Annotated in this window: 20 protein-coding genes; 14 read left to right on the top strand and 6 right to left on the bottom strand. The window is 64.7% G+C overall.

From position 1 onward, the window contains the following. Positions 1 to 34: 34 nt before the first annotated feature. The 8 genes from C8348_RS00660 (at position 35) to C8348_RS00625 (ending at position 9,132) form a co-directional block, all read left to right on the top strand. Entirely contained in the window at positions 35 to 1,282 is a 1,248-nt protein-coding gene (locus C8348_RS00660; protein WP_106751339.1) for a transporter substrate-binding domain-containing protein, read from the top strand. A 106-nt stretch (positions 1,283 to 1,388) separates the two neighbouring features. After that, entirely contained in the window at positions 1,389 to 2,258 is an 870-nt protein-coding gene (urtB, locus tag C8348_RS00655) for an urea ABC transporter permease subunit UrtB (RefSeq protein WP_106751338.1), read from the top strand. 4 nt (positions 2,259 to 2,262) lie between these two features. Beyond that, positions 2,263 to 3,432, top strand: coding sequence for an urea ABC transporter permease subunit UrtC (gene urtC / locus C8348_RS00650; RefSeq protein ID WP_106751337.1), 1,170 nt, complete (start codon positions 2,263 to 2,265; stop codon positions 3,430 to 3,432). Next, positions 3,429 to 4,178 (top strand): urea ABC transporter ATP-binding protein UrtD, encoded by a 750-nt coding sequence (gene urtD, locus C8348_RS00645; protein WP_106751336.1) that lies wholly within the window; start codon positions 3,429 to 3,431, stop codon positions 4,176 to 4,178. The genes urtC and urtD overlap by 4 nt, the downstream gene beginning before the upstream one ends. Continuing rightward, positions 4,171 to 4,869 (top strand): urea ABC transporter ATP-binding subunit UrtE, encoded by a 699-nt coding sequence (urtE, locus tag C8348_RS00640; protein ID WP_106751335.1) that lies wholly within the window; start codon positions 4,171 to 4,173, stop codon positions 4,867 to 4,869. The genes urtD and urtE overlap by 8 nt, the downstream gene beginning before the upstream one ends. Positions 4,870 to 4,930: 61 nt before the next feature. Then, positions 4,931 to 5,971 (top strand): aliphatic amidase, encoded by a 1,041-nt coding sequence (locus C8348_RS00635; RefSeq protein ID WP_106751334.1) that lies wholly within the window; start codon positions 4,931 to 4,933, stop codon positions 5,969 to 5,971. A 73-nt stretch (positions 5,972 to 6,044) separates the two neighbouring features. Continuing rightward, positions 6,045 to 6,842: a CbbQ/NirQ/NorQ/GpvN family protein gene (locus tag C8348_RS00630; RefSeq protein ID WP_106751333.1), complete on the top strand. Its 798-nt coding sequence runs from the start codon at positions 6,045 to 6,047 to the stop codon at positions 6,840 to 6,842. 13 nt (positions 6,843 to 6,855) lie between these two features. Further along, positions 6,856 to 9,132: a VWA domain-containing protein gene (locus C8348_RS00625; protein WP_106751332.1), complete on the top strand. Its 2,277-nt coding sequence runs from the start codon at positions 6,856 to 6,858 to the stop codon at positions 9,130 to 9,132. Positions 9,133 to 9,177: 45 nt separating this feature from the next. Here the strand turns inward: C8348_RS00625 and C8348_RS00620 are convergent, their stop codons facing one another. From C8348_RS00620 to C8348_RS00595, 6 genes are all read right to left on the bottom strand, one after another. Continuing rightward, complete coding sequence (locus tag C8348_RS00620) at positions 9,178 to 9,942, bottom strand: ATP-binding cassette domain-containing protein (protein WP_106751331.1); 765 nt, start codon at positions 9,940 to 9,942, stop codon at positions 9,178 to 9,180. Positions 9,943 to 9,947: 5 nt separating this feature from the next. Next, on the bottom strand, positions 9,948 to 11,153 hold the full coding sequence (locus tag C8348_RS00615; RefSeq protein ID WP_106751330.1) for an alanine racemase: 1,206 nt from the start codon (positions 11,151 to 11,153) through the stop codon (positions 9,948 to 9,950). Between the two features lie 14 nt (positions 11,154 to 11,167). Continuing rightward, positions 11,168 to 12,145, bottom strand: coding sequence for an ABC transporter permease (locus C8348_RS00610; RefSeq protein WP_106751329.1), 978 nt, complete (start codon positions 12,143 to 12,145; stop codon positions 11,168 to 11,170). A gap of 105 nt (positions 12,146 to 12,250) precedes the next feature. Continuing rightward, positions 12,251 to 13,306, bottom strand: a complete 1,056-nt coding sequence (locus tag C8348_RS00605; RefSeq protein ID WP_106751328.1) for a substrate-binding domain-containing protein — start codon at positions 13,304 to 13,306, stop codon at positions 12,251 to 12,253. Between the two features lie 51 nt (positions 13,307 to 13,357). Then, a complete protein-coding gene (locus C8348_RS00600) occupies positions 13,358 to 14,617 on the bottom strand; it encodes a M20 family metallopeptidase (protein ID WP_106751327.1) in 1,260 nt (419 codons plus the stop codon). Positions 14,618 to 14,638: 21 nt separating this feature from the next. Then, complete coding sequence (locus C8348_RS00595; RefSeq protein ID WP_106751326.1) at positions 14,639 to 15,877, bottom strand: ROK family transcriptional regulator; 1,239 nt, start codon at positions 15,875 to 15,877, stop codon at positions 14,639 to 14,641. Positions 15,878 to 16,068: 191 nt separating this feature from the next. Between C8348_RS00595 and C8348_RS00590 the strand changes: the two genes are divergently transcribed. The 6 genes from C8348_RS00590 (at position 16,069) to C8348_RS00565 (ending at position 22,414) form a co-directional block, all read left to right on the top strand. Then, the gene (locus tag C8348_RS00590; RefSeq protein ID WP_106751325.1) at positions 16,069 to 16,818 is read left to right on the top strand and encodes an IclR family transcriptional regulator; all 750 of its coding nucleotides are present in this window, start codon (positions 16,069 to 16,071) and stop codon (positions 16,816 to 16,818) included. Further along, a complete protein-coding gene (locus C8348_RS00585; RefSeq protein ID WP_106751324.1) occupies positions 16,815 to 17,612 on the top strand; it encodes an IclR family transcriptional regulator in 798 nt (265 codons plus the stop codon). The genes C8348_RS00590 and C8348_RS00585 overlap by 4 nt, the downstream gene beginning before the upstream one ends. 182 nt (positions 17,613 to 17,794) lie before the next feature. Beyond that, positions 17,795 to 18,547, top strand: coding sequence for an SDR family NAD(P)-dependent oxidoreductase (locus C8348_RS00580; RefSeq protein ID WP_106751323.1), 753 nt, complete (start codon positions 17,795 to 17,797; stop codon positions 18,545 to 18,547). Between the two features lie 10 nt (positions 18,548 to 18,557). Continuing rightward, positions 18,558 to 20,288 carry an FAD-dependent oxidoreductase gene (locus C8348_RS00575; RefSeq protein WP_208983431.1) on the top strand — a complete coding sequence of 577 codons (1,731 nt, stop codon included), beginning with the start codon at positions 18,558 to 18,560 and terminating at the stop codon, positions 20,286 to 20,288. After that, on the top strand, positions 20,285 to 21,256 hold the full coding sequence (locus C8348_RS00570; RefSeq protein ID WP_106751322.1) for a DMT family transporter: 972 nt from the start codon (positions 20,285 to 20,287) through the stop codon (positions 21,254 to 21,256). The genes C8348_RS00575 and C8348_RS00570 overlap by 4 nt, the downstream gene beginning before the upstream one ends. Positions 21,257 to 21,382: 126 nt before the next feature. Next, on the top strand, positions 21,383 to 22,414 hold the full coding sequence (locus tag C8348_RS00565) for a TRAP transporter substrate-binding protein (RefSeq protein ID WP_106751321.1): 1,032 nt from the start codon (positions 21,383 to 21,385) through the stop codon (positions 22,412 to 22,414). The last annotated feature ends 20 nt before the right edge of the window (positions 22,415 to 22,434 follow it).

Here is a 22,434-nt window from a genome sequence, read left to right as displayed (position 1 = left end):
GCGGGGCTTTTCGCATTTCCGACCGGAGGGTTGCATGACCATGAAAAGACGCAGTTTCCTGAAAGGCATTGCCGCCACCGGCGCCTTTGCCGCGACCGGGTTCCCGCACATCTGGAACAAGAACATGTCGCTGGCGCGCGCCGCCAATGGCGAGATCAAGGTGGGTGTCCTGTTCTCGCTGACCGGTACGACGGGCATCATCGAGGAGTCGCTCAACAAGGCGACGCTGCTGGCGATCGAGGAGATCAACGCGGCTGGCGGCATTAACGGCATGAAGATCGTGCCGATCGTCGAGGATCCGGCGTCCGATCCGGCTACCTTTGCCGAAAAGGCCCGCAAGCTTGTCGTCGGCGACAAGTGCGTGTCGGTGTTCGGCTCCTACACCTCGGCCAGCCGCAAGGCCGTACTGCCGGTCTTCGAGAGGCGCGATAATCTCTATTGGTATCCGACCCTCTACGAGGGCCGCGAATGCTCGAAGAACGTGATCTACACCGGTGCCGTGCCGAACCAGCAGCAGGACGAGTTCATCCCCTGGCTGGTGCAGAAATTTGGCAAGAAGTTCTACCTGATCGGTTCGAACTACATCTATCCGAAGGAAGAGAACAACTACTGCAAGAAGCTGCTTGAGAAGCTCGGCGGTGAGGTGGTGAACGAGGAATACGTGCCGCTTGGCCATTCCGAGTTCTCCTCGGTCATCAACAAGATCCAGAGCACGCAGCCGAATGTCATCTTCTCGACCGTTGTCGGCGATTCCGTCGTGGCCCTGCATCGCCAGTACCGCGCGGCCGGTCTCGATCCGGAAAAGATGCCGATGGCCAGCCTGACGACGTCGGAAAACGAGGTCGCGGCCATGGGTGGTGAAGCGGCAGCCGGACATTTCACGTCCGCGCCTTACTTCATGGTGCACCAGTCGCCGGAAAACGAGAAGTTCGTGGCGGCCTACAAGCGCCGCTGGGGCGACGACAAGGTCACCCATTTCGTGTCCGAGCCATCCTACTTCCAGGTCTACCTGTTCAAGCAGGCTGTCGAGAAGCTGGCCGGCAGCGAGATCGACCCGCCCACCATCCGCGAGGCCGTCAAGGGCCAGGAACTGATCGCTCCGCAGGGCCGCATCCGCATCGAGCCGGAGAACCTGCACACTTACCTCTGGCCAAAGATTGCCATGGCGAAGTCCAACGGCCAGTTCGAGGTGCTGGAGAGCTTCCCCGAATGGATCGCGCCGAACCCGTACGCTGCCTATCCCGGCCAGATGTGCACGGCGGACGGCCTCAAGGAAAGCTGATCGAACGTTCTCCTGCGAAAGACAAGCCCCTGTTTCCCCGGCGCTCTTCAGCGCCGGGGAAACAGGGGCTTTCGAGAGGCAATGCGGCTGGCGAGGGAGCACGCCCGTGGATTTCATTCTTCAACAAGTCATCACCGGCCTCAGCATCGGTTCCATCCTGCTGCTTGTCGCGCTGGGTCTGGCGATCATCTACGGCTCCATGGGCGTCATCAACATGGCCCATGGCGAGTTCGTCATGCTCGGGGCCTATGGAGCCTGGGCGCTCAACAGCGTGTTCGGGCTGGATCTCCTGTCCAGCCTCGTCTTCATCTTTATCGGGGTTGGCGCCTTCGGCTGGGCGACTGAGCGCGGGGTGATCCGGTTCCTGTACGCCCGGCCACTCGACACGTTGCTGGCGACCTGGGGCATCGGCGTGGTGCTGCAACAGGTCATCCGCCTGACGGCGGGCGGAGAGCTGCGCTACGTCGGCATGCCGGAGATTTTCTCCGGGACAGTCTCGATCCTTGGCGTCGGTGTTTCGTCCTACCGCGTCTTTGTCTTCCTGTTTGTCGCCGCCTTGTTTGCCGCGACGTGGGCACTGATGTTCCGAACCTCCTTCGGCACGCGGTTGCGTGCTGTCGTGCAGGATCGCAACACCGCCATGTGCTTCGGCGTCAATGCCGACAAGGTCTACAGCCTGACCTTTGCCTACGGCGCGGGCCTTGCCGGTCTCGCTGGTGCGCTGGTGGCGCCGCTGAAGAGCGTGAGTCCGGAAATGGGCGCAGCCTATGTGGTCGATGCGTTCTTCGTTGTCGTCCTCGGCGGCGTGCAGAGCCTGTTCGGAACGGTAGCCAGCGCTGCGTTGCTCGGCCAGATGTCCGGCTCGCTTGCCTATGTGTCGAACGACACGATCGCCAAGGCGCTGGTGCTGCTTGCGATCATCGTCCTCATCCGTTTCCGCCCGCAGGGCCTGTTCGTCACCAAGGTCCGGAGCTGATCCCATGACACGTGTGTCTCTTTCTCCCTCAAGACGATCGGAGTCCGTCCTCAACGGCCGCCTGCAGATTGCCGCCTATGCCGTAGTCTGCCTGCTGATCTTCGTGGTGCCGCTCGGCATAGACGACGACTTCCTGCTGAACCGCATCGCCCGTTATCTGGTGCTGGGTATGGTGGCGATGGCGCTGGCCCTGTCCTGGGGCTATGCCGGGATCCTCAACCTCGGTCAGGCGCTGAGCTTTGGGCTTGGTTCCTATTGCATGGCCATGGCGCTGAAGCTGCGCACGGTTCCGGTGCACACCGGCTCCGAGGGCCTGCCGGACTTCATGGTCTGGAACAACGTGGAACGACTGCCGCTCGCCTGGGTGCCGTTCCAGTCGATGACATTTGCGATCATCGCCGGGATCCTCGTTCCGGTGCTGATTGCGGCGCTGCTTGGCTGGTTCATGTTCCGCGGCCGCGTCACCGGCGTCTTTGTAGCCATCATCACGCTGGCCGCGCTGGTCGTTGGCAACCTGCTGATCATCGACCTGCAGAGCTACACGGGCGGTTTCAACGGCATCACGGACCTTGCTCAGCTGGAACTCTTCGGCTTCGTGTTCGATTCCTACTCGGCCAGTACCTACTATCTCGTGGCCACCTGCCTGACCGTGTCGCTGTTTGCCTGTCTGGCCGTGATCCGCAGCAAGGCCGGGCTGATCTTCCAGGCGATCCGCGATGACGAACGGCGGGTGCGCTTCTTCGGCTACGACGTCGCGGCCTTCAAGATCCTCGCCATGTCTGTTTCGGCTGCCGTCGCCGGTCTGGCAGGCATGCTCTACACCGTGGTGATGGAGTTCGCCTCGCCGACATTCCTCGATGTGCCGCTGTCGCTGTCCATCGTCATCTGGTGTGCCGTGGGTGGTCGCCAAAGCCTCGTGGGAGCCCTCATCGGCGCAATCCTGATTGCCGGGATGCAGGGCGCCCTCTCCGAAAGCGAAGCCTTCCTCGACAGCTGGACGCTGGTGATGGGCGTGACCTTCGTGCTGGTCGTGCTGTTCCTGCCCAATGGCCTTGCCGGCCTTGTCACGCTCATTCGCAATCGCCTCGCGCAGTCATCCCGGCGCAGCGAGGGCGCTGCCCTGCGTCCTGCGCTCGCCGAGGTGTCCGCCACCAAACCGGGAGACAAGTCATGAGCGCCGTGCATCTGCAACTTGTCGATCTCTGCGTCAGCTTCAACGGCTTTCGCGCGGTCAACAATCTCAACCTGAGCGTCAACAAGGGTGAGCTGCGTTGCCTGATCGGCCCCAATGGTGCGGGCAAGACCACTGCGCTCGACCTCATCTGCGGCAAGACCCGGGCAGTCAGCGGCGAGATCCGGCTGGGCGACAAAAATCTGACCACAATGGAAGACTTCGAGATCGCGCGAGCCGGGGTTGGCCGCAAGTTCCAGGTCCCCAGCGTGTTCCGCCAGCTGTCGGTGCGCGAAAACCTGGAGGTTGCGCTGTGCCGTCAGCCCGGTGTTTTCGCGAACCTCTTCCGGCGCGGGCGCTCCGGCGACGGACTTGAGCATCTGGCGGAGTTCGTGGGGCTTGCCGACCAGCTCGACGAGCCGGCGGCCAACCTGTCGCATGGCCAGACGCAGTGGCTCGAGATTGCCCTGCTGCTGGCCCAGGACAGCGAGCTCATCCTGCTCGACGAGCCGACTGCCGGCATGACGGCGCAGGAAACGCGCAAGACGGCCGACATCTGCAACCGCCTCAAGGGCAAGCACACGATCATCGTCGTCGAGCACGACATGGGCTTCGTGCGCGACATCGGCGACGTCCTCTCGGTGATGCACCAGGGCTCGCTGCTGGCGGAAGGCACGGCGGACGAGATCAGCGCCAACGAGCGCGTGCGCGAAGTCTACCTCGGTTCGATGGGGATCCACGGTGCTTGAGATCAGCAAACTCGACGGCTTCTACGGCAACTCGCGTGCCCTGCAGGGTATCGACCTGAGCGTCGGTACGGGCGCCTTCCTGTCGGTGCTTGGCCGCAATGGCGTCGGCAAGACGACGCTGATGCGCGCCATGCTTGGCCTCCTCGACCGGACCGAGGGAGAGATCCGCCTCGATGGTCAGGACATCAACCGGATGGCGACCCATCAACGAGCCCGCGCCGGCATTGGCTATGTGCCGCAGGGACGAGGCATCCTGCCGCGTTTCACCGTCTACGAGAACCTGCAGCTCGGCGGCTTTGCCCGCACCAGCGACCGAGGCAAGGAGCTGGAGGCGCTCGTCTTCGACATGTTCCCGATCCTGCGCGAGTTTCGTGGCCGCGCCGGAGGCAACCTTTCGGGCGGCCAGCAGCAACAGCTGGCCATCGCCCGGGCGCTGATGACCGACCCGCGCATCATCCTCTTGGATGAGCCGGCGGAGGGCATCCAGCCCAACATTGTCGAACTGATCGAGGAGGCGATCCTGTCGCTGAACCGGCGTTTCGGCATCACCATCGTGCTCGTGGAACAGAACATTGTGTTCGCACGGCGCGCCAGCACCGACTTCGCGATCCTGGAAAAGGGACGCGTGGTCGCATCCGGACCTATCGCAGGGCTGACCGACGACCTCATCCACCGCCACATGGCGGTGTGAGGCGACCAGGCCCATTCAAGCAAGACGCGAGGGTCCCAACCACTCCACCGGAGGAACAAACATGCATCACGGCGATATTTCCAGCAGCAATGACACCGTCGGCGTGGCGGTGGTCAACTACAAGATGCCGCGCCTTCATACCAAGGCCGAAGTGCTCGAGAATGCCCGCAAGATCGCGGCGATGGTCGAGGGCATGAAGATCGGGCTGCCGGGCATGGATCTCGTGATCTTCCCGGAATACTCGACCCACGGCATCATGTACGACAGCAAGGAGATGTACGAGACCGCCTCGCAGGTGCCGGGCGAGGAAACCGCCATCTTCGCGGAAGCCTGCCGCAAGGCGAATGTCTGGGGCGTGTTCTCGCTCACCGGCGAGCGACACGAGGAGCACCCGAACAAGGCGCCCTACAACACCCTCATCCTGATGAACAACAAGGGCGAGATCGTCCAGAAGTACCGCAAGATCATGCCGTGGGTGCCGATCGAGGGCTGGTATCCGGGCAACTGCACCTACGTGTCGGAAGGCCCGAAGGGCATGAAGATCTCGCTGATCATCTGTGATGACGGCAACTATCCGGAAATCTGGCGCGACTGTGCCATGAAGGGCGCCGAGCTGATCGTCCGCTGCCAGGGCTACATGTACCCGGCCAAGGAGCAGCAGATCATCATCTCCAAGGCCATGGCCTTCGCCAACAACGTCTATGTGGCGGTGGCCAATGCGGCCGGCTTTGACGGCGTCTATTCCTACTTCGGCCATTCCGCCATCGTCGGCTTCGACGGCCGGACGCTCGGTGAGTGCGGCGAGGAGGATTACGGCATCCAATATGCGCAGCTCTCCGTCTCGATGATCCGTGACGCGCGGCGCAACATGCAGTCGCAGAACCACCTCTACAAGCTCGTTCACCGTGGCTACACCGGCATGATCAATTCCGGCGAAAGCTCCAAGGGCGTCGCGGCCTGCCCCTATGACTTCTACCAGAAGTGGATCAGTGATCCGGAAGGCACCCGCGAAATGGTCGAGGCCATGACCCGGTCCACCGCCGGAACGTCCGAGTGCCCGATCGACGGCATCCCGAACGAAAAGACCCCTGTCCACCGCTGACGGACTTGCCGGCGGCGTCCCATCCGCCGCCGGCCTCTTTTTTCCAAAGATTGCATCCAGAGTGAGCCAGACGATGGTCCTTGCGCCGTATTTCCTTGCCGACGAACCCTTCTACGCCCCGCAGGCGGACGAGATCGACCTCTTCACAGCGGCCCATGCCCTGCGCCAGCCGGTCATGATCAAGGGGCCGACCGGCTGCGGCAAGACGCGGTTCATCGAGCATATGGCCTGGCGGCTCGGCCGGCCGCTGGTGACCGTCGCCTGCCACGAGGACATGACCGCTTCCGACCTTGTCGGGCGGTTCCTGCTCGATGCGGACGGCACCGTCTGGCACGACGGTCCGCTGACGCTGGCCGTGCGCCACGGCGCGATCTGCTATCTCGACGAGATCGTCGAGGCGCGGCAGGACACGACCGTGGTCATCCATCCGCTCACCGACGACCGGCGCATCCTGCCGCTCGACAAGAAGAACGAGCTGGTGCGGGCGCATCCCGACTTCCAGCTCGTGATCTCCTACAACCCGGGCTACCAGAGCGTGCTGAAGGATCTGAAGGAATCCACCAAGCAGCGCTTCGTTGGCCTCGACTTCACCTATCCCGATGCCGCACGCGAGGCCCGGATCGTGGCGCGCGAGGCCGGCATCGACGAGGCCACGGCCACGCTTCTCGTGAAGGTCGCCGACCGCTCGCGCAACCTGAAGGGCCATGGCCTTGATGAAGGCGCCTCGACGCGCATGCTGATCCAGGCCGGGCGCCTGATGGCGCGCGGCATCTCGCTCACCGCCGCCTGCCAGATGGCGCTGGTCCTGCCGATCACCGACGACCCGGATCTGCGGGCCAGCCTGACGGACGCCATTGCGGCGTGCCAGTAAGAAGGTGGCCGGGATGACCCAACTGGCAGAGGCGGACAGGCCAGGCCCGCTGACCCTTGCGGCGTCTGCCGGATCCGCGACGGATCGGCTGCTGCCCGGATTGACGGCGCGCATGCCGGCGGAGGATCGGGCCGCGCTCGAGTTGGCTGCCGCCACCTTCTGCGACCGGTTCCAGCCTGCGAGCCTGCAGCGGCGGGCGCTGGCGGCGGCGGCATCGGCGCTGTTCGACCGGGCCGGTGCGGAGCCGCTGATCCGGCTTCTGGAGCAGGCCAGCGACCTTGGCCAACGTGGGCGTGGCGGCGATGCAACGCTGGTCCTTGCAGCGGTGCCGCGCGCGCTGCGCTGGCTGAGCGATGGCGATGATCTCTCGGCCTGGCTTGCGGTGGTCGCCGATGTGGCCGAGCGCGCGCCGGAAAGCCTCGCCGCGTTTGCAGGTGAGACCGATCATCTGCTTGGCCGGCTGGGCGCTCGCGGTCTTGCCGGCTTTGTCGGGGCGCTGATCGACCTGGCGGCAGGCCGGGAAGACCTGCGGCAGGCCCTGTTTTCCTTCCGCGATCCGCGGGCCGAAACGCTCCTCCTGCGCGAGGCGGCCGATGTGCCGCTCGCCCGGCTGGAGCCACGTCTCAAGGGTCTGGTTACGGCGCTCTGGTCGGTCGAGCCCGTGATCCGCCCTTCACCGGCGGGCGGGGCCCAGACCGCCCGCCGGTCCAGCTTCGATGGTCGCATCCTGTTCCTGCCCGATGCCTATCGCGGCGTGCGGGGGGAGGCGGCCGTCACCCTGATGAAGGCAGCAGCGCTGCACATCGGCGCGCATCTGGCCCATTCCGGACGACCCCGTCCGGCCAAAGCGCTGAAGCCGTTGCAGATCGCGCTGATTTCGCTCCTTGAGGATGCGCGGGCCGAGCATCTGGCGCTTGCCCAGTACCCTGGGCTCAACCGGCTGTGGCTGCCGTTCCATACCGCGCCGGCCGAAGGGGGGACGGCGGAGGCGCTGCTGGCCCGGCTGGCACGGGTCCTGGCAGACCCCGACCACGAGGACCCCGATCCCTTCGTGCAGAAGGGACGCGCGGCCTTCCGCGAGGCGCGGGACAGCTGGGACGATCCGGATGTGCTCCGGCGGATCGGCAGCGGGCTCGGCAATGATCTCGGCCAGATGCGGCTGCAGTTCAATTCCAAGACCTATGCGGTGCAGCCGCTCTACCGCGATGACAATCAGGGTCTGTGGCAGTTCGACCTGCCGGACCAGGAGCAGGGGGCTCCGGACGAAATCTCCATTTCCGTGCGCATCGAGCAGCGGGAAACGCAGACCGACGAGCCAGACCGCCGCCGGACCGAGGAGGGCGGTGACGATGTCAGTCCGGTGCGGCTGACCGAAGCCGATCCCGAGGCGGCGTTCCCGCTGTGCCGGCTGCCGGAATGGGATGCGGTCAGCCATCGGCACCGGCCGGACTGGGTGCAGGTGATGGAGCATCCGCCGAGAATGGCGCCGGCGGCCATCATCGACCGGCTCCTCTCAGAGCGTCCGGACCTGGTGCGGCGTACCAGCGCGCTGATCCGGCAGGCGCGCGCGGGCCAGCCGGTGCGGCTGCGCCGTCAGGCCGAAGGCGACCGGCTCGACCTGGAGGCCGCCCTGCGCGCGCGCATTGATCTCGCCGGGGGGCACGCCCCCGACACGCGGGTCTACGAGACCCGCACGCTCAATTCCCGCGATCTTTCGGTTCTCGTGCTCCTGGATATTTCCGAATCCACCAAGGACACGATCGACGGTTCGCCGGTCTCGGTATTCTCCATCCTTCGCGAGGCGGCAGCCCATCTGGCCGCTGCGATGGCCGAGGCCGGCGATCCTTTCGCCCTTGCCGCCTTCCACTCCGATGGTCGGGAGGACCTGCGCTATCATCGCATCAAGCGGTTCGGAGAGGCCTTCGACACGCGGGCCAAGGCGCGGCTGGCGGGGCTGAGGCCGGGCCTGTCGACCCGCATGGGCGGGGCCCTGCGCATGGCGACGCGCGACATCCAGCCGATGGCGACGCACCGCCGGCTGGTGCTGATCATCACCGACGGCGAACCGTCGGACATTGACGTGAGCGATCCGAAGCATCTTGTGGAGGATGCGCGCAAGGCGGTGCAGGAAGCAGCCGGTGCCGGGATCGACGTGTTCTGCGTCGGGCTGGACCGCACGGGAGACACCTATCTGTCGCGAATTTTCGGACGCCAGAACGTGATCCAGATCGACCGCGTCACCGCGCTCCCCGACCGGCTGCCCAAGCTCTACCTGCGGCTGACACGCTAGCGAAAGAGGGCGCAACACCGGCGTTGCGCCCTCCCGTGCGGTTGCTCAGTGAACGCCGGTGATCATCGAGACGATCTCGTTCTTGTCGGTCTTTGCCGTCTCGCGCACGCCGATCTGCTTGCCCCGGCGCAATACGCAGATACGATCGGAGAGGCGGAAGACCTGATCGAGGCTGTGGCTGATGATCAGGATGGCGAGGTCCCGGGCGCGCAGGGCCTCGACGATCTTCTCCACCTTGGCCGTTTCCGCAACGCCGAGCGCGGCCGTCGGCTCGTCGAGCAGCACCAGCTTCTTGGCCCAGTGCGTGGCCCTTGCGATGGCGATGCCCTGGCGCTGGCCGCCGGAGAGATCCTTGATGGTGGCCCGGGCGGAGGGGATGCGCACGTCCAGTTCGTCCACCAGTGCCTGCGTTTCCTGCATCATCGCCTTGCGGTCGAGAAGGCCGAAGGGGGGCTTCGTCTTCTCGCGGCCGAGGAACAGGTTCATGTAGACCGGCTGATGGTCGGCCAGCGCCAGATCCTGATAGACCACCTCGATGCCGCTCGCTCTTGCAGAACTCGCATCGGAGAACTGCACCGGAGCGCCGTCCAGCGCGATGGAGCCGGAGGTGGGCGTGTAGACGCCGGAGATGATTTTGATCAGCGTCGACTTGCCGGCGCCATTGTCGCCGACGAGAGCCACGATCTCGCCGGCGCGGACGGTCAGGGAAAAGTCCTCGATGGCGACGACGCCGCCAAAGGCCTTGTGGATGTTGGTCAGTTCCAGCATCGGCCGGCCATGGGTGAGGGAAGTCTCGGTCTTGTCTGTCATGGCGGTCAGCTCAGGTTTGGCCAGGGCTCGGCCTGACCGAAGATGTTCTGGATGGTCTCGACCGTCGGCGTGCCGGAGGCGATGCCTCGAACGCCGACGATGTAGCCGCGCTTGACGAAGGCCTGGCCGCGGAAGCCGAAGACGACGGTGTCGCCGCTCCTGGGTGCCGGATGCCCGGCACAGTCGATCATGCCGTAATAGTCGATGGCCGAGGGCGGGGGGATCTCGACCGGGCGCAGCGCTGCGTCTGCCACTGTGGGCTCTGCCGACACAAGGGCCTTGAGGCCGTAGTCCGGGAAGACCGGATCGATATAGAGACCGCCGCCGAAGCAGTAGGCGCGGCCCTGGTGCAGATGCGAGACCTCAGTAAGGTAAAGCACGGCCGGACGCTCCGGCAGGTCTTCCAGCGCATGCAGCGGCGTGGTGCCGTGCAGGCCGTTGCCCGGTTCGCACTGGGTTGCGCCGGCATTGGCCAGGTGGTGCAGCACGGCGGAAGAGGTGGTTCCTGGCGCGTTGATCTCTACCTCACTGCGGCCGCCCTTGCGCAGGGCATCCGCAGCGCGGGCGAGGGTCGTGAGATTGTGTGTCGGGTTCACCGTGCGTGTGGCGTTGTCATAGAGCAGCGCCGGGAAGGAGGTGAGGCCGGCGAAGCGGGCGCCGTCCAGCGCGTCGATGCGGTCAGCCACAGCGGCAATATCTTCGGCCGGGAAGCCGCCTTCATGCCCCTTGTAGAACGTGTCACCTGCGGTGTGGATGCGCGCCATCAGGTTCTGCGTGCGACCGGCGGCCTTGGCGGCGGACGCAGCTTCCACCGCCTTGTCGTCGCTGAAAACCGTCCAGTAGTCCGGCTGAAGGTCGCGGGCGGCCATGGCGGCCTCGAAGCGCGGCACCTGGACGAGGTGGCCGAGGTGCCCGGTCTTCAGGCCCGCCTTGTGGCAGGCGATGGCGCAGGCCATGTCGACGGCAACCGCCCGGTCGATGCCGCCGCGCAGGACGGCGCGCGAGAAGCCGCTGTTGCGCCCGACCTGCTTGGTCATGGCGAAGACCTTCAGGCCATGGCGGTCGGCTTCTGCCTTGAACAGGCGGGCATTGTCTTCCACCGTGTCGAGGTCGAGCACATAGGCGTTCGCGGGGATATGTCCGGCCCGGTGCAGGGCCATGGCCGCTTCGACGAAGGCCGGGTTGCGGCGGCGCAGAAGGTCGAGAAACATGATCCGGGTTCCTTCTATCGGGTTGTGTCGCGCAGCGAGATGGCGACGGCAACGAGGATGATGAGGCCGCGCACGATCATCTGGTCGGACACGGACAGGCCCATGAGGATGAGGCCGTTGTTGAGCATGCCCATCAGCAGCGATCCGACGAGCGCACCGACAACAGTTCCCTTGCCGCCATTCAGCGCCGTGCCGCCGACGATGACCGCGGCGATCACCGTCATCAGGTCGCTTTCGCCGAGCGTGTATTTGGCGGCCTGCAGGCGGCCGGCATAGAGCAGCCCGGCAAGGCCGGCGCAGAGCCCGCTTAGCATCAAGACGGTGAGGCGCAGACGCGGCACCTTGATGCCGGAGACCTGGGCGGCGCGGGCATTGTCGCCAGTGGCCACCACATGCGCGCCGAAGCGGGTCTGGCGGTAAATTATGTGGCCAACGATGACTGCGCCAAGCGTCCAAAGGATGAGTGACGGAATGCCGAACAGGCTGCCTGAGCCAAAGAAGCCGGTAAAGGCGTCGTCGACAACGGGGATTGAGCGCAGGTTCGTCATCGAGCGTGCCAGTCCCGCAAACAGACCCATGGTCGCCAGCGTGACCAGGAAGGACGGCAGGCCAAGATAGGCGACGAGCATGCCATTGAGCCAGCCGATGGCAAGTCCTGCGCCGAGCCCTGCAAGCACGCCCAGGAACAGCGAGTGTTCCTGCATGACGACAGCGGCGGCCAGCGCTGAGACGGCGACGATGGAGCCGAAGGACAGGTCGATCTCGCCGGCGGAGAGCACGAAGACGAGGCCGATGGCCATCACGGTGGCCGGCGCCGTCTGCAGCACGATGTTGGAGAGATTGCGCGTCGTCAGGAAGCCGTCATCGGCCAGAGTGACGGCGAAGAACAGGAAGATCGCGGCAAAGCCGAGGTAGAGCACGAATTGCTGCGGCTCCAGACGCGACAGGAGCGGCACCCGGGCGACCGGCTTCAGGGACGTATTGGTGGACATGGGTGTTCCGTTTCCGAACCGGCCTTGCCGGGCCCGTTGAAGGCCTGTTGTCAGGGATGGGACATGCACCCGACCGCGCGACGGTGGCCGGGCGCAGTCGTGAGCTTACTTCGCGGTCAGCACGCTCTTGGGAGCGTCCTTGCGCAGCGACTGCTGCCAGGCTTCGGCGACCGTGTCGGCATTGGCGGTGACCGCCGGGGCGACGATGAAGGCCGGGGTCTGTTCGCCCAGCAGGGCCAGCGCGCCGGTGGCCGCCATGGCGCGGCCGAGTTCATAGGCCTCATCGGCGACAATGGCGGCGACATTGCCGCCCTTCACCATGTCGAGGGCGATCGGCTCGGACAGGTCGAGGGTGACGATCTTGGTGGTCTTGTTGCCGTTGGCGCGGAGCGCTGCGAGCACGCCTTCGGCCGGACCGGCCCAGGTGACATAGATGCCGCCGAGATCCGGGTTCTTCAGAAGCATCGCGTTGGCGATTTCCTCGGCGCGGGCCGGGTCGGAAATGCCCTCTTCCGCGACGATCTTGATGTCCGGATAGTCCTTCTCGATGGTCGACTTGAAGGCGTTGTCGCGCTGGTTGGTCACGTAATAGTCGGCGTCGTGATAGATCCAGCCGACCGTGCCCTTGCCGCCCATGGACTTGGCCAGCGCGTCGGCGGCCTGCTTGCCCATCTGGAACAGGTCGTCGGTGACGATGGCCGCATAGTCGGCCGGATGGACGTAGTCCTTCGGCAGGTTGGAAAGGAAGACAAGCTTCACGCCCGCATCCTTGGCTTCCTTGAAGGCAGCAGCCGAGGTGACCGGATCCAGCGGCAGGGCGAGCACGATGTTCGGCTTCTTGGCGAGCGCCGTCTCGATGTCGGAGCGCTGCTTGGCCGCGTCGAAACCGGCGCTGGTGGTGGCGACGACCTCGATGCCGAGGCGGGCGAATTCGTCCGAGGCACCGGCGGTGACAGCGTTCACGAAATCGGACTGGTCATGCCAGAGAAGCGCTGCCTTGTGGCCGCCCGTCTTCAGCTTGGCCGCCTGGGCATCGCTGACAGTGACGGTGCTGGTGGCGACGGCGGCTTCGCCTTTTGGTCCCGTGGTCTGGGCCAGGGCCGGCGTGGATGCAAGAAGGGCGGCTACGGAGAGCGCGCCGAGAAGCTTGGTCAATGTCATGTCAGTTCCTCCCGTTACTGTACGACTGGGCCCATATGGCCTGGGGTGGTGTCAGGTGCCCTGAACACCGCAATAGGCGGCAATGAAGCTGGCAAAGGCGACGATGCCGCTGAGGTAGTCCGCCACGTTCACTCGTTCCTCGAGGGTGTGGCAGTTGCTGATGTCGCCCGGGGCGCAATAGATCGCCGGGCAGGAAAGGCGGTTGATCAGGAAAGGCGATTCCGACCAGTAGGGTGCTCCGGCGATGGCACCCTTGCCCTGCATCTCCGCGCCAATGGCTGCGGACATGAGCAGGGCGGCCGGGTGTTCGGGATCAATCTCGGCGGGGGAACCGCCAAAGGCGTGGTCCCGGCCTGCCGGATAGCGGATGTCGAGGTGGACAGTCGTCCCTGTCAGGCTGCCACGGGCCGCGGCCTCGAACTCCGCCACCGCCGTGTCGAGGCTTTCGCCGGGCAGCAGCTTGCGGATCAGGGAGAGCCGGCAGGTTCCCGGAACGGCAATGTATCCGCCGGCCTCCAGATGCGTGATCAGCAGGAAGGCGCGGCCAACAAGCGGATGCTCCGACCGGATGGCGATTGCATCCGAATGGGCAAACAGGGCCGTCTGCAGCCGGTGCGCGGCCTTCAAGGCGTCGATCCCTTGCTCCGGCACGCCGAAATAGGCTGATCTTCCGGTCAGGGTCAGATCGGCGATGAAGAAACCCATCTGGGCGGTCAAGACATTGAGTTGCGTCGGTTCGACATAGACGGCAAAGTCCGGCCGGGCGACATCGCCCGTCTCGACCAGCCGCGTGTAGGCATTGACGCCCGCGCTGACGCCGGTGCCTTCCTCTCCGCTTTCCTCATCGCCGACAAAGGCATAGGCGACATCGCCGGCAAGCTTGATCCCTGCACGGTCGAGGAGGTCGAGGGCGGCGAGGCTGGTGCAGATGCCGGCCTTCAGGTCACCGGTGCCGCGGCCCCAGATCTCGCCATCGACCAGCGCACCGCCAAAGGGGTTCTCGCGCTCGGTCCCGGCCCATTTCTCGGCCCAGCCTTTCACATGCACCGTGTCCGTGTGCCCCATGAAGAGGAGGCGCGGACCGGTGCCCGTGCCCTTCCGCTCGCCCCAGATGTTGGGGCGGCCGGGCTGGAAGTCTGCCGTCTGTGGCGCGAGGCCCAGCCGCTGCATTTCGGGCTTCAGGTACGCGACCATGGAGGCCTCGTTGCCCGTGATTGAATTGCAGGCGACTGCGCCGCGCAGCAGCGCAATGACCTGATCACTATCAAGCGCGGCGCGCAGGCGCTCGGCAAGGGCAGCAACGTCCGTCATCTTGGGTCGGTTCCCTCGGGTTCAGGCCAACGGGCCGGATTGAAGCGTGACTGATGAGCCAGCAACGATGCTGACCCGGGCCGGGGGCAGGCTGATCTGCGCGCCCGGAACGCCGCCTGAAAACAGGGCGGAATGAAGATGGCTGAGGCCGATGGCGACGCCTCCGACCAGTGTGACCCGCGAGCCCAGCGACGACACACCGATCTCCACCGGCAACGGCACGCACAAGGGCAACAGGGCACGGATCCGTTCGACCAGTTCCATCCGTCGGCCAATCGAACCACCCAGCACAACGCGCCTTGGATTGGTCACGGCACTCAGAACGGCGATGGTGAGAGCCAGATGGTGTGCCGTCTCGTTCAGCACGCGTCCGGCCTCGGCCTGGCCTCCCGACGCGGCAGCAAAGATCGTCGGGACATCGGCGTTGCGTCCGGTCAGGGCCTGATACCGGGCACAGATGCCGGCGGTCGCCGTTGCGCGCTCGAGAGCGCCAACCTTGAGCGACTCGGGCTCAAACGGGTCGCTGCCGAAGGGTAGAAACCCGAGTTCGCCGGCGGCGTTGCCGGCTCCGCGCACCAGCTCCCCGCCCACCATGACACCGGCGCCGATGCCCGTGCCGATGGCGATATAGGCGAGATCATCGATCCCGTTTGCGCTTCCCGCCCAGCGTTCGCCGATCACGGCAAGATTGACATCGTTTTCCAGAACAACGTCCGTGCCGAGCAGTTCGGCAAGCGCGCTGCTGACATCGAATTCATCGAGGCCGGGAATGTTCGGTGCCATCAGGACGCGGCCGGTGGTGCGGTCCGGCGCGCCTGGAACCCCGACGATTGCAAGGCGAACCTTCTCAAACGGGATGCCGGTATGTGCACTCGCCCGGTGGGCAAGGCTTGCAATCTGCTCGACCACATGGCGGCCGCCGCGCAGGTCGGTCGGCTCGGTGACTTCCGCCAGCACATTGCCGGCGAGATCTGCAATGGCGGCGCGCAGCTTGCGTCCACCAAGATCGATGGCAGCGATGCAGGAGGCCTCGGGGACGATTTCATAGGTGATGGCGGTGCGGCCGACGTGACCGCTGGTGCGACCAGTCTCCCGGATCCAGCCGTCTTCCTCGAGCTGGCGGGCAATCTCGGAGATCGTCTGCTTTGACAGGCCGGTCTGCTTGGCGATGCTGGCCCGCGAGATCGGCCCGCAATGCACGATCGTCTCCATGACCGTGCACAGGGAAAACTGCCGGGAAATGCTCGGGCTGTCGCTCAAGGGGAGTGCCTGTTCCGCTGCCGGGTTATTTATTCGTTCTGTGATCGAACTAATTACGACGCGGTGATTTTGTCAAGTCATTGGCGTGAAAGCCGGATGGTGCAGTGCGGAAGAGGACGGATGCTTTTTGCGCACTCATTGCCTTTGCTGTTGGGGCGGCTTAGGTATTTGCAGAAACGGGGGGAGACCGGGTGAGCGAAAAGCGGCGGGGCATCCAGTCGGTTGAAATCGGCGGGCGGATCCTCAGTGCCTTGATGCGGCATGCAGGACCGATGATGCTGAAGGATCTGGCAGCAGAGGCTGACCTGGCTCCTGCCCAGGCGCATGCCTATCTGGCCAGCCTGAAGCGGGCCGGATTTGTCGAACAGAGCCCCGAGACCGGCCGGTACCTTATGGGGCCGTTCGCGGTTCGTCTTGCGATGGCGCGGCTGCGTACCGTTCCAGCCTATCGCGAGGTGATCGCAGCGGCCACACGGCTTGGAACGGAACTCGGCCTCATGGTGACGGTGACAGTTGCCGGACCTCAGGGCGCCACGGTCATTCATCGCTTCGACGGCGGCGAAACCCTCAACGTCAACATCCGCATGGGCACCGTCTATGCTCCGGGTGACACGGCGACGGGGCGGGTCTTCGCGGCTTTTTCAGATGTGGGTTCGAAGGACGAGAGTGTTCAGCGCTGCGGTTATGCCGCCGTCAGCGATGAGCCTGTTCCCGGCGTCAGTGCCATTGCAGCGCCGGTGCGCGCGGCGTCCGGGGCGTTGTTTGCTGCTTTGACGCTCGTTGCCTCAAGCACCAGACTGGCGCGCGAGGAGGATGCCGGCAAGGCAGCAAGGGAGCGGCTTCTGGACATTTGCGCCGAAGCGGAGGCGGCACTGGTTGCCGCTGAACTTGCGGGAGTAAGGGACGATTCGCTCGGGCCCCTCAGGAGGCGGCGGTCGTGACGGACAAGGGGCGGGGCGTCAATTCGGTTGAGGTCGGAGCCGGGCTGCTGGAAATCCTGGCCGGTCATGACGAGCCATTGATGCTGCGTGACCTTGCAAGGCTTGCCAGTCTGTCGCCGGCGCAGGCGCATGCCTATCTCATCAGCCTTGGCGCTATCGGCCTTGTCGAGCAGGAACCGGGTTCGGCGCGCTATCGGCTGGGACCGGCGGCGCTGGACTTCGGCATCACGCGGATGCGCAGCGTTGATCCGATCCGGCTGGGACAGGCGGCTGCGCTGGAACTCTCCGAGGAGACCCAACTGGCTGTGGCGATCGTTGTCTGGGGCGGGTTCGGTGCAACCGTCATCCAGGTGCTGGAAGGCCCGGATCAGGTCCATATCAACACCCGCGCAGGTACTGTCTATTCGCTGACAGGAACAGCCAGCGGGCGGATCTTTGCGGCCTATCTGCCGCAAAGCCTAGTCACGCAGGCGATCCGCCGGGAGCGCGAGGAAAAGCCGGGCAGTGGCCGTGTCGGGCGGCTGATGGACCTGTCGCCGGCAGAACTGGCCGGAATCCGCCAGGCCGGTTTTGCCACTGTTTTTCCCACGCCGGTGCCGGGCATCAATGCGCTCTCCTCTCCGGTCCTGGACCATGCCGGGCAGATACAGATGGCAATCACCTTGATCGGTGCTGCCCAGTCTCTTGATACGTCCGCCGACAGTCCGCATCTGCGGCTGCTGCAGGAAACGGCCTTGCGCGTTTCCCGAGGGCTCGGCTTTGCCGGCCAGTCGCTGGCGCCAATGCGCGTCTGACGCCACGCTTCGGTTCAACCTTTACCTTCGCAGCCCCGCCCGGTGCCCTCGTTTTGTCGAGGGCAGGCGGCGCGTATTGTCTCCGGATGCGATTTTGCTGCCGACACGCGCGCTGGCGGCCTTGCACATGAATTTGTTATATGCAAAGTTATTTGCCAATAATAAATTTAATGGGAGGCGACATGCGCGGGATCGAGGGGCGTGTCTGTGTTGTCACAGGCGCCGGGCAAGGCAATGGCAGGTCTATTGCCGAAGGCCTCGCGAATGCCGGGGCTGTTCTGGCCCTGTGCGATATCAACGAGATGGCTGTGATGAACGTGGCTGCCGATCTGGAGAAGCGTGGCGCGGTCGTTCATGCGGCTGCAGTGGATGTGGGGGATGCCGCAAGGGCGACCGCGTTTGCAGCCGATGTCCGCAACCGGCTTGGGCCAGTCGCGGTGCTGGTCAACAACGCGGGCGTCATTCGCCGCCAGAGCGTGTTCGAGGACGGATTCGAGGAGTCCTGGGATCAGGTCTTCCGGGTCAATGTCGACGGGGCACGCAACATGGTGCGGGCGTTTTTGTCCGACCTGACGCAAACGCGCGGATCCATCATCAACCTGGCATCGATCATGGCCTTTTCGGCCGGACCGGGGCTCGGTGCCTATGCGGCCAGCAAGGGCGCCGTTGCCCAGTTCACCAAGGCGATGGCGCATGATCTTGCGCCCCATGGCGTACGCGTCAATGCCATCGCTCCGGGTGTGATCGCGACGCCCATGACCGAAGCGACACGGGCCAATCCGGCCGCCATTGACCGCTTCATGGCGCATACGCCGATGGGACGTGTGGGGCAGCCCGAGGAACTTGCCGGTCCGGTGCTGTTCCTTGCCTCGGATCTCGCCAGCTACGTCACCGGTGCCGTCCTGCCCGTCGACGGCGGCTATCTCTGCGCCTGAACTTTCAAGAATGCCCGGACAGGAAGACGACAAGATGCAAGACACCACCTATGTCTGTGATGTGCTCGTGGTGGGCTCGGGCGCCGGCGGCCTGTCGGCCGCAGTAGCTGCCGCCCATCGCAACCTGAAGGTTCTCGTGGTCGAGAAGGAGCCGGTCTTCGGTGGGACTTCGGCCCGCTCCGGTGGCTGGATGTGGATCCCGGGCAATGGACCCGCCCGGCGTGCTGGGGTCGAGGACAGCGCAGCGCGGGCGCGCACCTATCTGCAGCATGAGACCGGCAAGCATTTCGACGCCGCGCGCATCGACGCCTTCCTGGACTACGGGCCCAAGGCGGTCGAGTTTTTCGAGCAGAACACCGAGCTGAAGTTCGATCTGGGGCCGACCTTCGCGGACTATCATCCCGATGCGCCTGGCGGCATGCCGGGCGGGCGGTCGATTGTGGCGCGGCCCTTCGACGGACGCGAACTGGGTCCCGAGATCCGTCGCCTGCGCCCGCCGCTGGCGGAGATCACCTTTCTCGGCATGATGATCGGTTCGGGCAAGGAACTGCTGCACTTCTTCAACGTGACCCGGTCGCCGGTTTCGGCCTTCTTTGTCAGCAAGCTGTTCGCGAAGTTCCTGCGCGACAAGCTGTTCCATGGCCGTGCCATGCGGCTGATGAACGGCAATGCGCTGGTCGCGCGGCTGGCGAAGTCCTGCTTCGACAAGGGCGTGCCGATCTGGACGCGCGCGGGCGTCAAGCGCCTCACGCATGATGACAGCGGCCGTGTGACGGGGGCCGTAGTCGAGACCGAGACCGGCGAGGTGACCGTGCAGGCAAGCCGGGGCGTGGTGCTCGCCTGTGGCGGCTTCCCGCAGGACGTGACCCGGCGCAAGGCGCTGTTCCGTCACGCGCCAACCGGCAACGAGCATGTCTCGCCGGCCCCTCCGGGCAACACCGGGGATGGCCTGCGGCTGGGAGAGGCGGTCGGGGCCAGCATCGATGACAGCCTGCCGCATCCGGCGGCCTGGGTGCCGGTGTCGCGTCCGCCGAAGCCAGATGGCACGCTGGGCGTGTTCCCGCATTTCGTCGACCGCTCGAAGCCGGGCATCATTGCGGTGACCCGTTCGGGCCGGCGCTTTGTCAACGAGGCCGACAGCTACCACGACTTCTGCCAGGCGATGTATGACCGCTGCCGGGAAGAGGGCGGCGAGATCTGCGCCTATTTCATCGCGGACCACCGCACTTTCCGCAAGTATGGCCTCGGTTACGCCAAGCCCTCGCCCGTGCCCTTCAAGCAGCACATCAAGTCCGGCTATCTCTTCTGCGGCAAGACCCTCAGCGAGCTGGCGGCGCAGATCGGTGCCAATCCGGCGCAGCTGGAGGAAACGGTGCAGGAGTTCAACAAGCATGCTGTGCATGGTTGCGATCCGGCCTTCAACAAGGGGTCGACCGCCTACAACAGATCGCTCGGCGATCCGGAACATGGTCCCAACCCTTGCGTTGCGCCGGTCGCCAAGGGACCGTTCTATGCGGTCAAGCTGGTGATCGGCGACCTCGGCACTTTCGCCGGACTGAGGACGGACGAGAACGCGCGGGTGCTGGACGAAGAGCGGCGGCCGATCGCCGGGCTCTATGCCGCCGGTAACGACGCGGCCAGCATCATGGGCGGCAATTATCCGGGCGGCGGTATCACGCTTGGACCGGCAATTACCTTCGGCTACATCGCTGCGCGGCACATGTCGGGGGCCAACTCGTGACGGTGGCGAGCGGCATTGGCAAGGCATCTGGTCCTGAAGCCGGTGCCGTTCTCGCCGGAGCGGGGTTTGGTCTGGCCGCGTCCGTTTTCTGGGCATTCTACAATACGGGGACGGATCTTGGCCGCAGCTGGGGGTTCTCCAGCCTGGATCTGATGACGCTTCGCTTTGTCGTGGCTTCAGGTCTGTTTTTGCCGTTGCTGATGTTCGGGCACGGGCGGCTTGCCGGCGGTGCGGCGGAAGCAACGGGTCGTTTGCCGCTGGTCAAGCTGGCCGTGCTGACGATCTGCATCGGCCCGCCCTTCACCCTCCTGATCAACACCGGATATGGCATTGCGCCGCTGGCGCACGCCGTGGTCATTGGTCCCGGCATGACAATGCTGACAGCCAATGCCCTGTCGGTGATCCTTGATCGGCGCCCGATGCCGATGGCGCGGTTGCTTGGCTTGTTGCTGGTGTCAGGAGGTCTGGTTGCCATGGCACTGGAACAACCGACCTCAAAGACTCCTGGCGTCGAGGTCTGGCTTGGAGATCTGTGTTTCATCGGCTCGGGGATGTTATGGGGGATCTTTACCTATCTGTCGGCCCGCTGGCAGCTTGATCCGGTGCGCGCCACGGGTGTGGTGACGATCGTTTCCGCACTGATCGTGCTGCTGCCGTTCTGGCTGTTGCTGGCGGAGGAGACCCCGCCCGTATCCGCCTGGCTTTGGCAGGGCGTGTTCCAGGGTGTTCTTGGGGGCTGCCTGGCAATCCTCGCCTACACGCGCTCCGTCGCCCTGCTCGGGGCAGGGCGATCGGCCATTTTTCCCGCACTTGTGCCGCCACTTGCCGTGCTTCTGGCTATTCCGCTGACTGGAAACTGGCCATCCGTCACACAATGGAGTGGCATTGCCCTGGCAAGTATAGGTCTGGTTGTGTCGCTCGATCTCTTGAAGAACGGCTGGTGGGCAAAGCCCGGAAAGGGACATTGAAAGCTGGTCGTGATTCATCTATGACAAATCTATTAGAAAATATCTAATGATCGGTCGTGCGTTGTCGGCGCGCCCGGGACAGAGATGGAGCCGCAACGACGGTTCCAGTTTGGGAGGAGGACAGAAATGAAATCAGTATTTGCAGCAGCCCTGATGGCTGGCGTTGCCCTGACCACCGGAGTGGCTCAGGCAGCGAGTTTCGATCTCCAGAGCGTGTTCGGCCTCAACGTGCCGTCGATCGGGCCGAGCCCGCAGCTGTGGGCCGAGCGCGTCAAGCTGATGACCAATGGCGAGATCGACATCAAGGTGCATGGTGCCGGCGACTTCGTGCCGCCCTTCGAGGTGTTCGGTGCGGTCAGCTCCGGCGCCATTCCGATGGGCTTCGACTGGATCGGCTATTGGGCCAGCACCATCCCGGTCGCAAACCTTGTCGGCTCCATGCCGTTTGGTCCGAGCCCGGACGTCTCGCTTGGCTGGATGTTCGAGGGCGGCGGTCTGCAGATCATCCAGAAGGCCTATGACCCCCATGGTGTGCAGATCATCCCCTGCCACCTGGTGGTGGGCGAGGCCGGCGGCTGGTTCAACAAGGAAATCAACTCGGTCGAGGACTTCAAGGGCCTCAACATGCGCATCGCCGGCCTCGGCGGCAAGACGCTGGCAAAGCTCGGCGCAAACACCCAGCTGGTGCCCGTCGGCGAGATCTACGTGTCGCTGGAAACCGGCCGCATCGACGCGACCGAATTTTCCGCGCCGCAGCTGGATGTGGGCCTCGGCTTCCAGAAGGTGACCAAAACCTATTACTTCCCGGGCTGGCACCAGCCGTCGAGCTGGGACTCCATCATCATCAACAAGGATGTCTGGAACGGGTTCACCGGCGATCAGCAGAAGATCATGATCGAGGCCTGCAAGGCGAACATCGCCTACAACCTCGGCAACCAGATCCATGCCCAGGCCGACGCCATTGCCACCATCCGTGAGGCTGGCGTGACGGTGAAGCGCTTCCCGGATCAGGTGCTTGTCGATCTGAAGGCCGCAGCCAACGAGGTGCTGACAGAAGAGGCGGCGAAGGATCCGATCTTCAAGGAAGCGCACGATTCCCTGACCGCCTATATCGCCCGTGTCGGCGAGTGGAATGACCTGCAGGCTCTTCCGCGCTAGGATTGGCCGGTCAATAAGCC

The sequence above is a fragment of the Pannonibacter carbonis genome, assembly GCF_003012935.1.
GTDB classification, from domain to species: Bacteria; Pseudomonadota; Alphaproteobacteria; order Rhizobiales; family Stappiaceae; genus Pannonibacter; species Pannonibacter carbonis.
This window is presented reverse-complemented; position numbering and strand designations above follow the sequence as displayed.

Coding starts and splice junctions, on each gene's coding strand:
- C8348_RS00620 (WP_106751331.1), bottom strand. CDS start 9,942: ATGACAGACAAGACCGAGACTTCCCTCACCCATGGCCGGCCGATGCTG.
- urtD (WP_106751336.1), top strand. CDS start 3,429: ATGAGCGCCGTGCATCTGCAACTTGTCGATCTCTGCGTCAGCTTCAAC.
- C8348_RS00635 (WP_106751334.1), top strand. CDS start 4,931: ATGCATCACGGCGATATTTCCAGCAGCAATGACACCGTCGGCGTGGCG.
- C8348_RS00565 (WP_106751321.1), top strand. CDS start 21,383: ATGAAATCAGTATTTGCAGCAGCCCTGATGGCTGGCGTTGCCCTGACC.
- C8348_RS00575 (WP_208983431.1), top strand. CDS start 18,558: ATGCCCGGACAGGAAGACGACAAGATGCAAGACACCACCTATGTCTGT.
- C8348_RS00625 (WP_106751332.1), top strand. CDS start 6,856: ATGACCCAACTGGCAGAGGCGGACAGGCCAGGCCCGCTGACCCTTGCG.
- C8348_RS00615 (WP_106751330.1), bottom strand. CDS start 11,153: ATGTTTCTCGACCTTCTGCGCCGCCGCAACCCGGCCTTCGTCGAAGCG.
- C8348_RS00610 (WP_106751329.1), bottom strand. CDS start 12,145: ATGTCCACCAATACGTCCCTGAAGCCGGTCGCCCGGGTGCCGCTCCTG.
- C8348_RS00600 (WP_106751327.1), bottom strand. CDS start 14,617: ATGACGGACGTTGCTGCCCTTGCCGAGCGCCTGCGCGCCGCGCTTGAT.
- C8348_RS00660 (WP_106751339.1), top strand. CDS start 35: ATGACCATGAAAAGACGCAGTTTCCTGAAAGGCATTGCCGCCACCGGC.
- C8348_RS00580 (WP_106751323.1), top strand. CDS start 17,795: ATGCGCGGGATCGAGGGGCGTGTCTGTGTTGTCACAGGCGCCGGGCAA.
- C8348_RS00605 (WP_106751328.1), bottom strand. CDS start 13,306: ATGACATTGACCAAGCTTCTCGGCGCGCTCTCCGTAGCCGCCCTTCTT.
- urtC (WP_106751337.1), top strand. CDS start 2,263: ATGACACGTGTGTCTCTTTCTCCCTCAAGACGATCGGAGTCCGTCCTC.
- C8348_RS00630 (WP_106751333.1), top strand. CDS start 6,045: ATGGTCCTTGCGCCGTATTTCCTTGCCGACGAACCCTTCTACGCCCCG.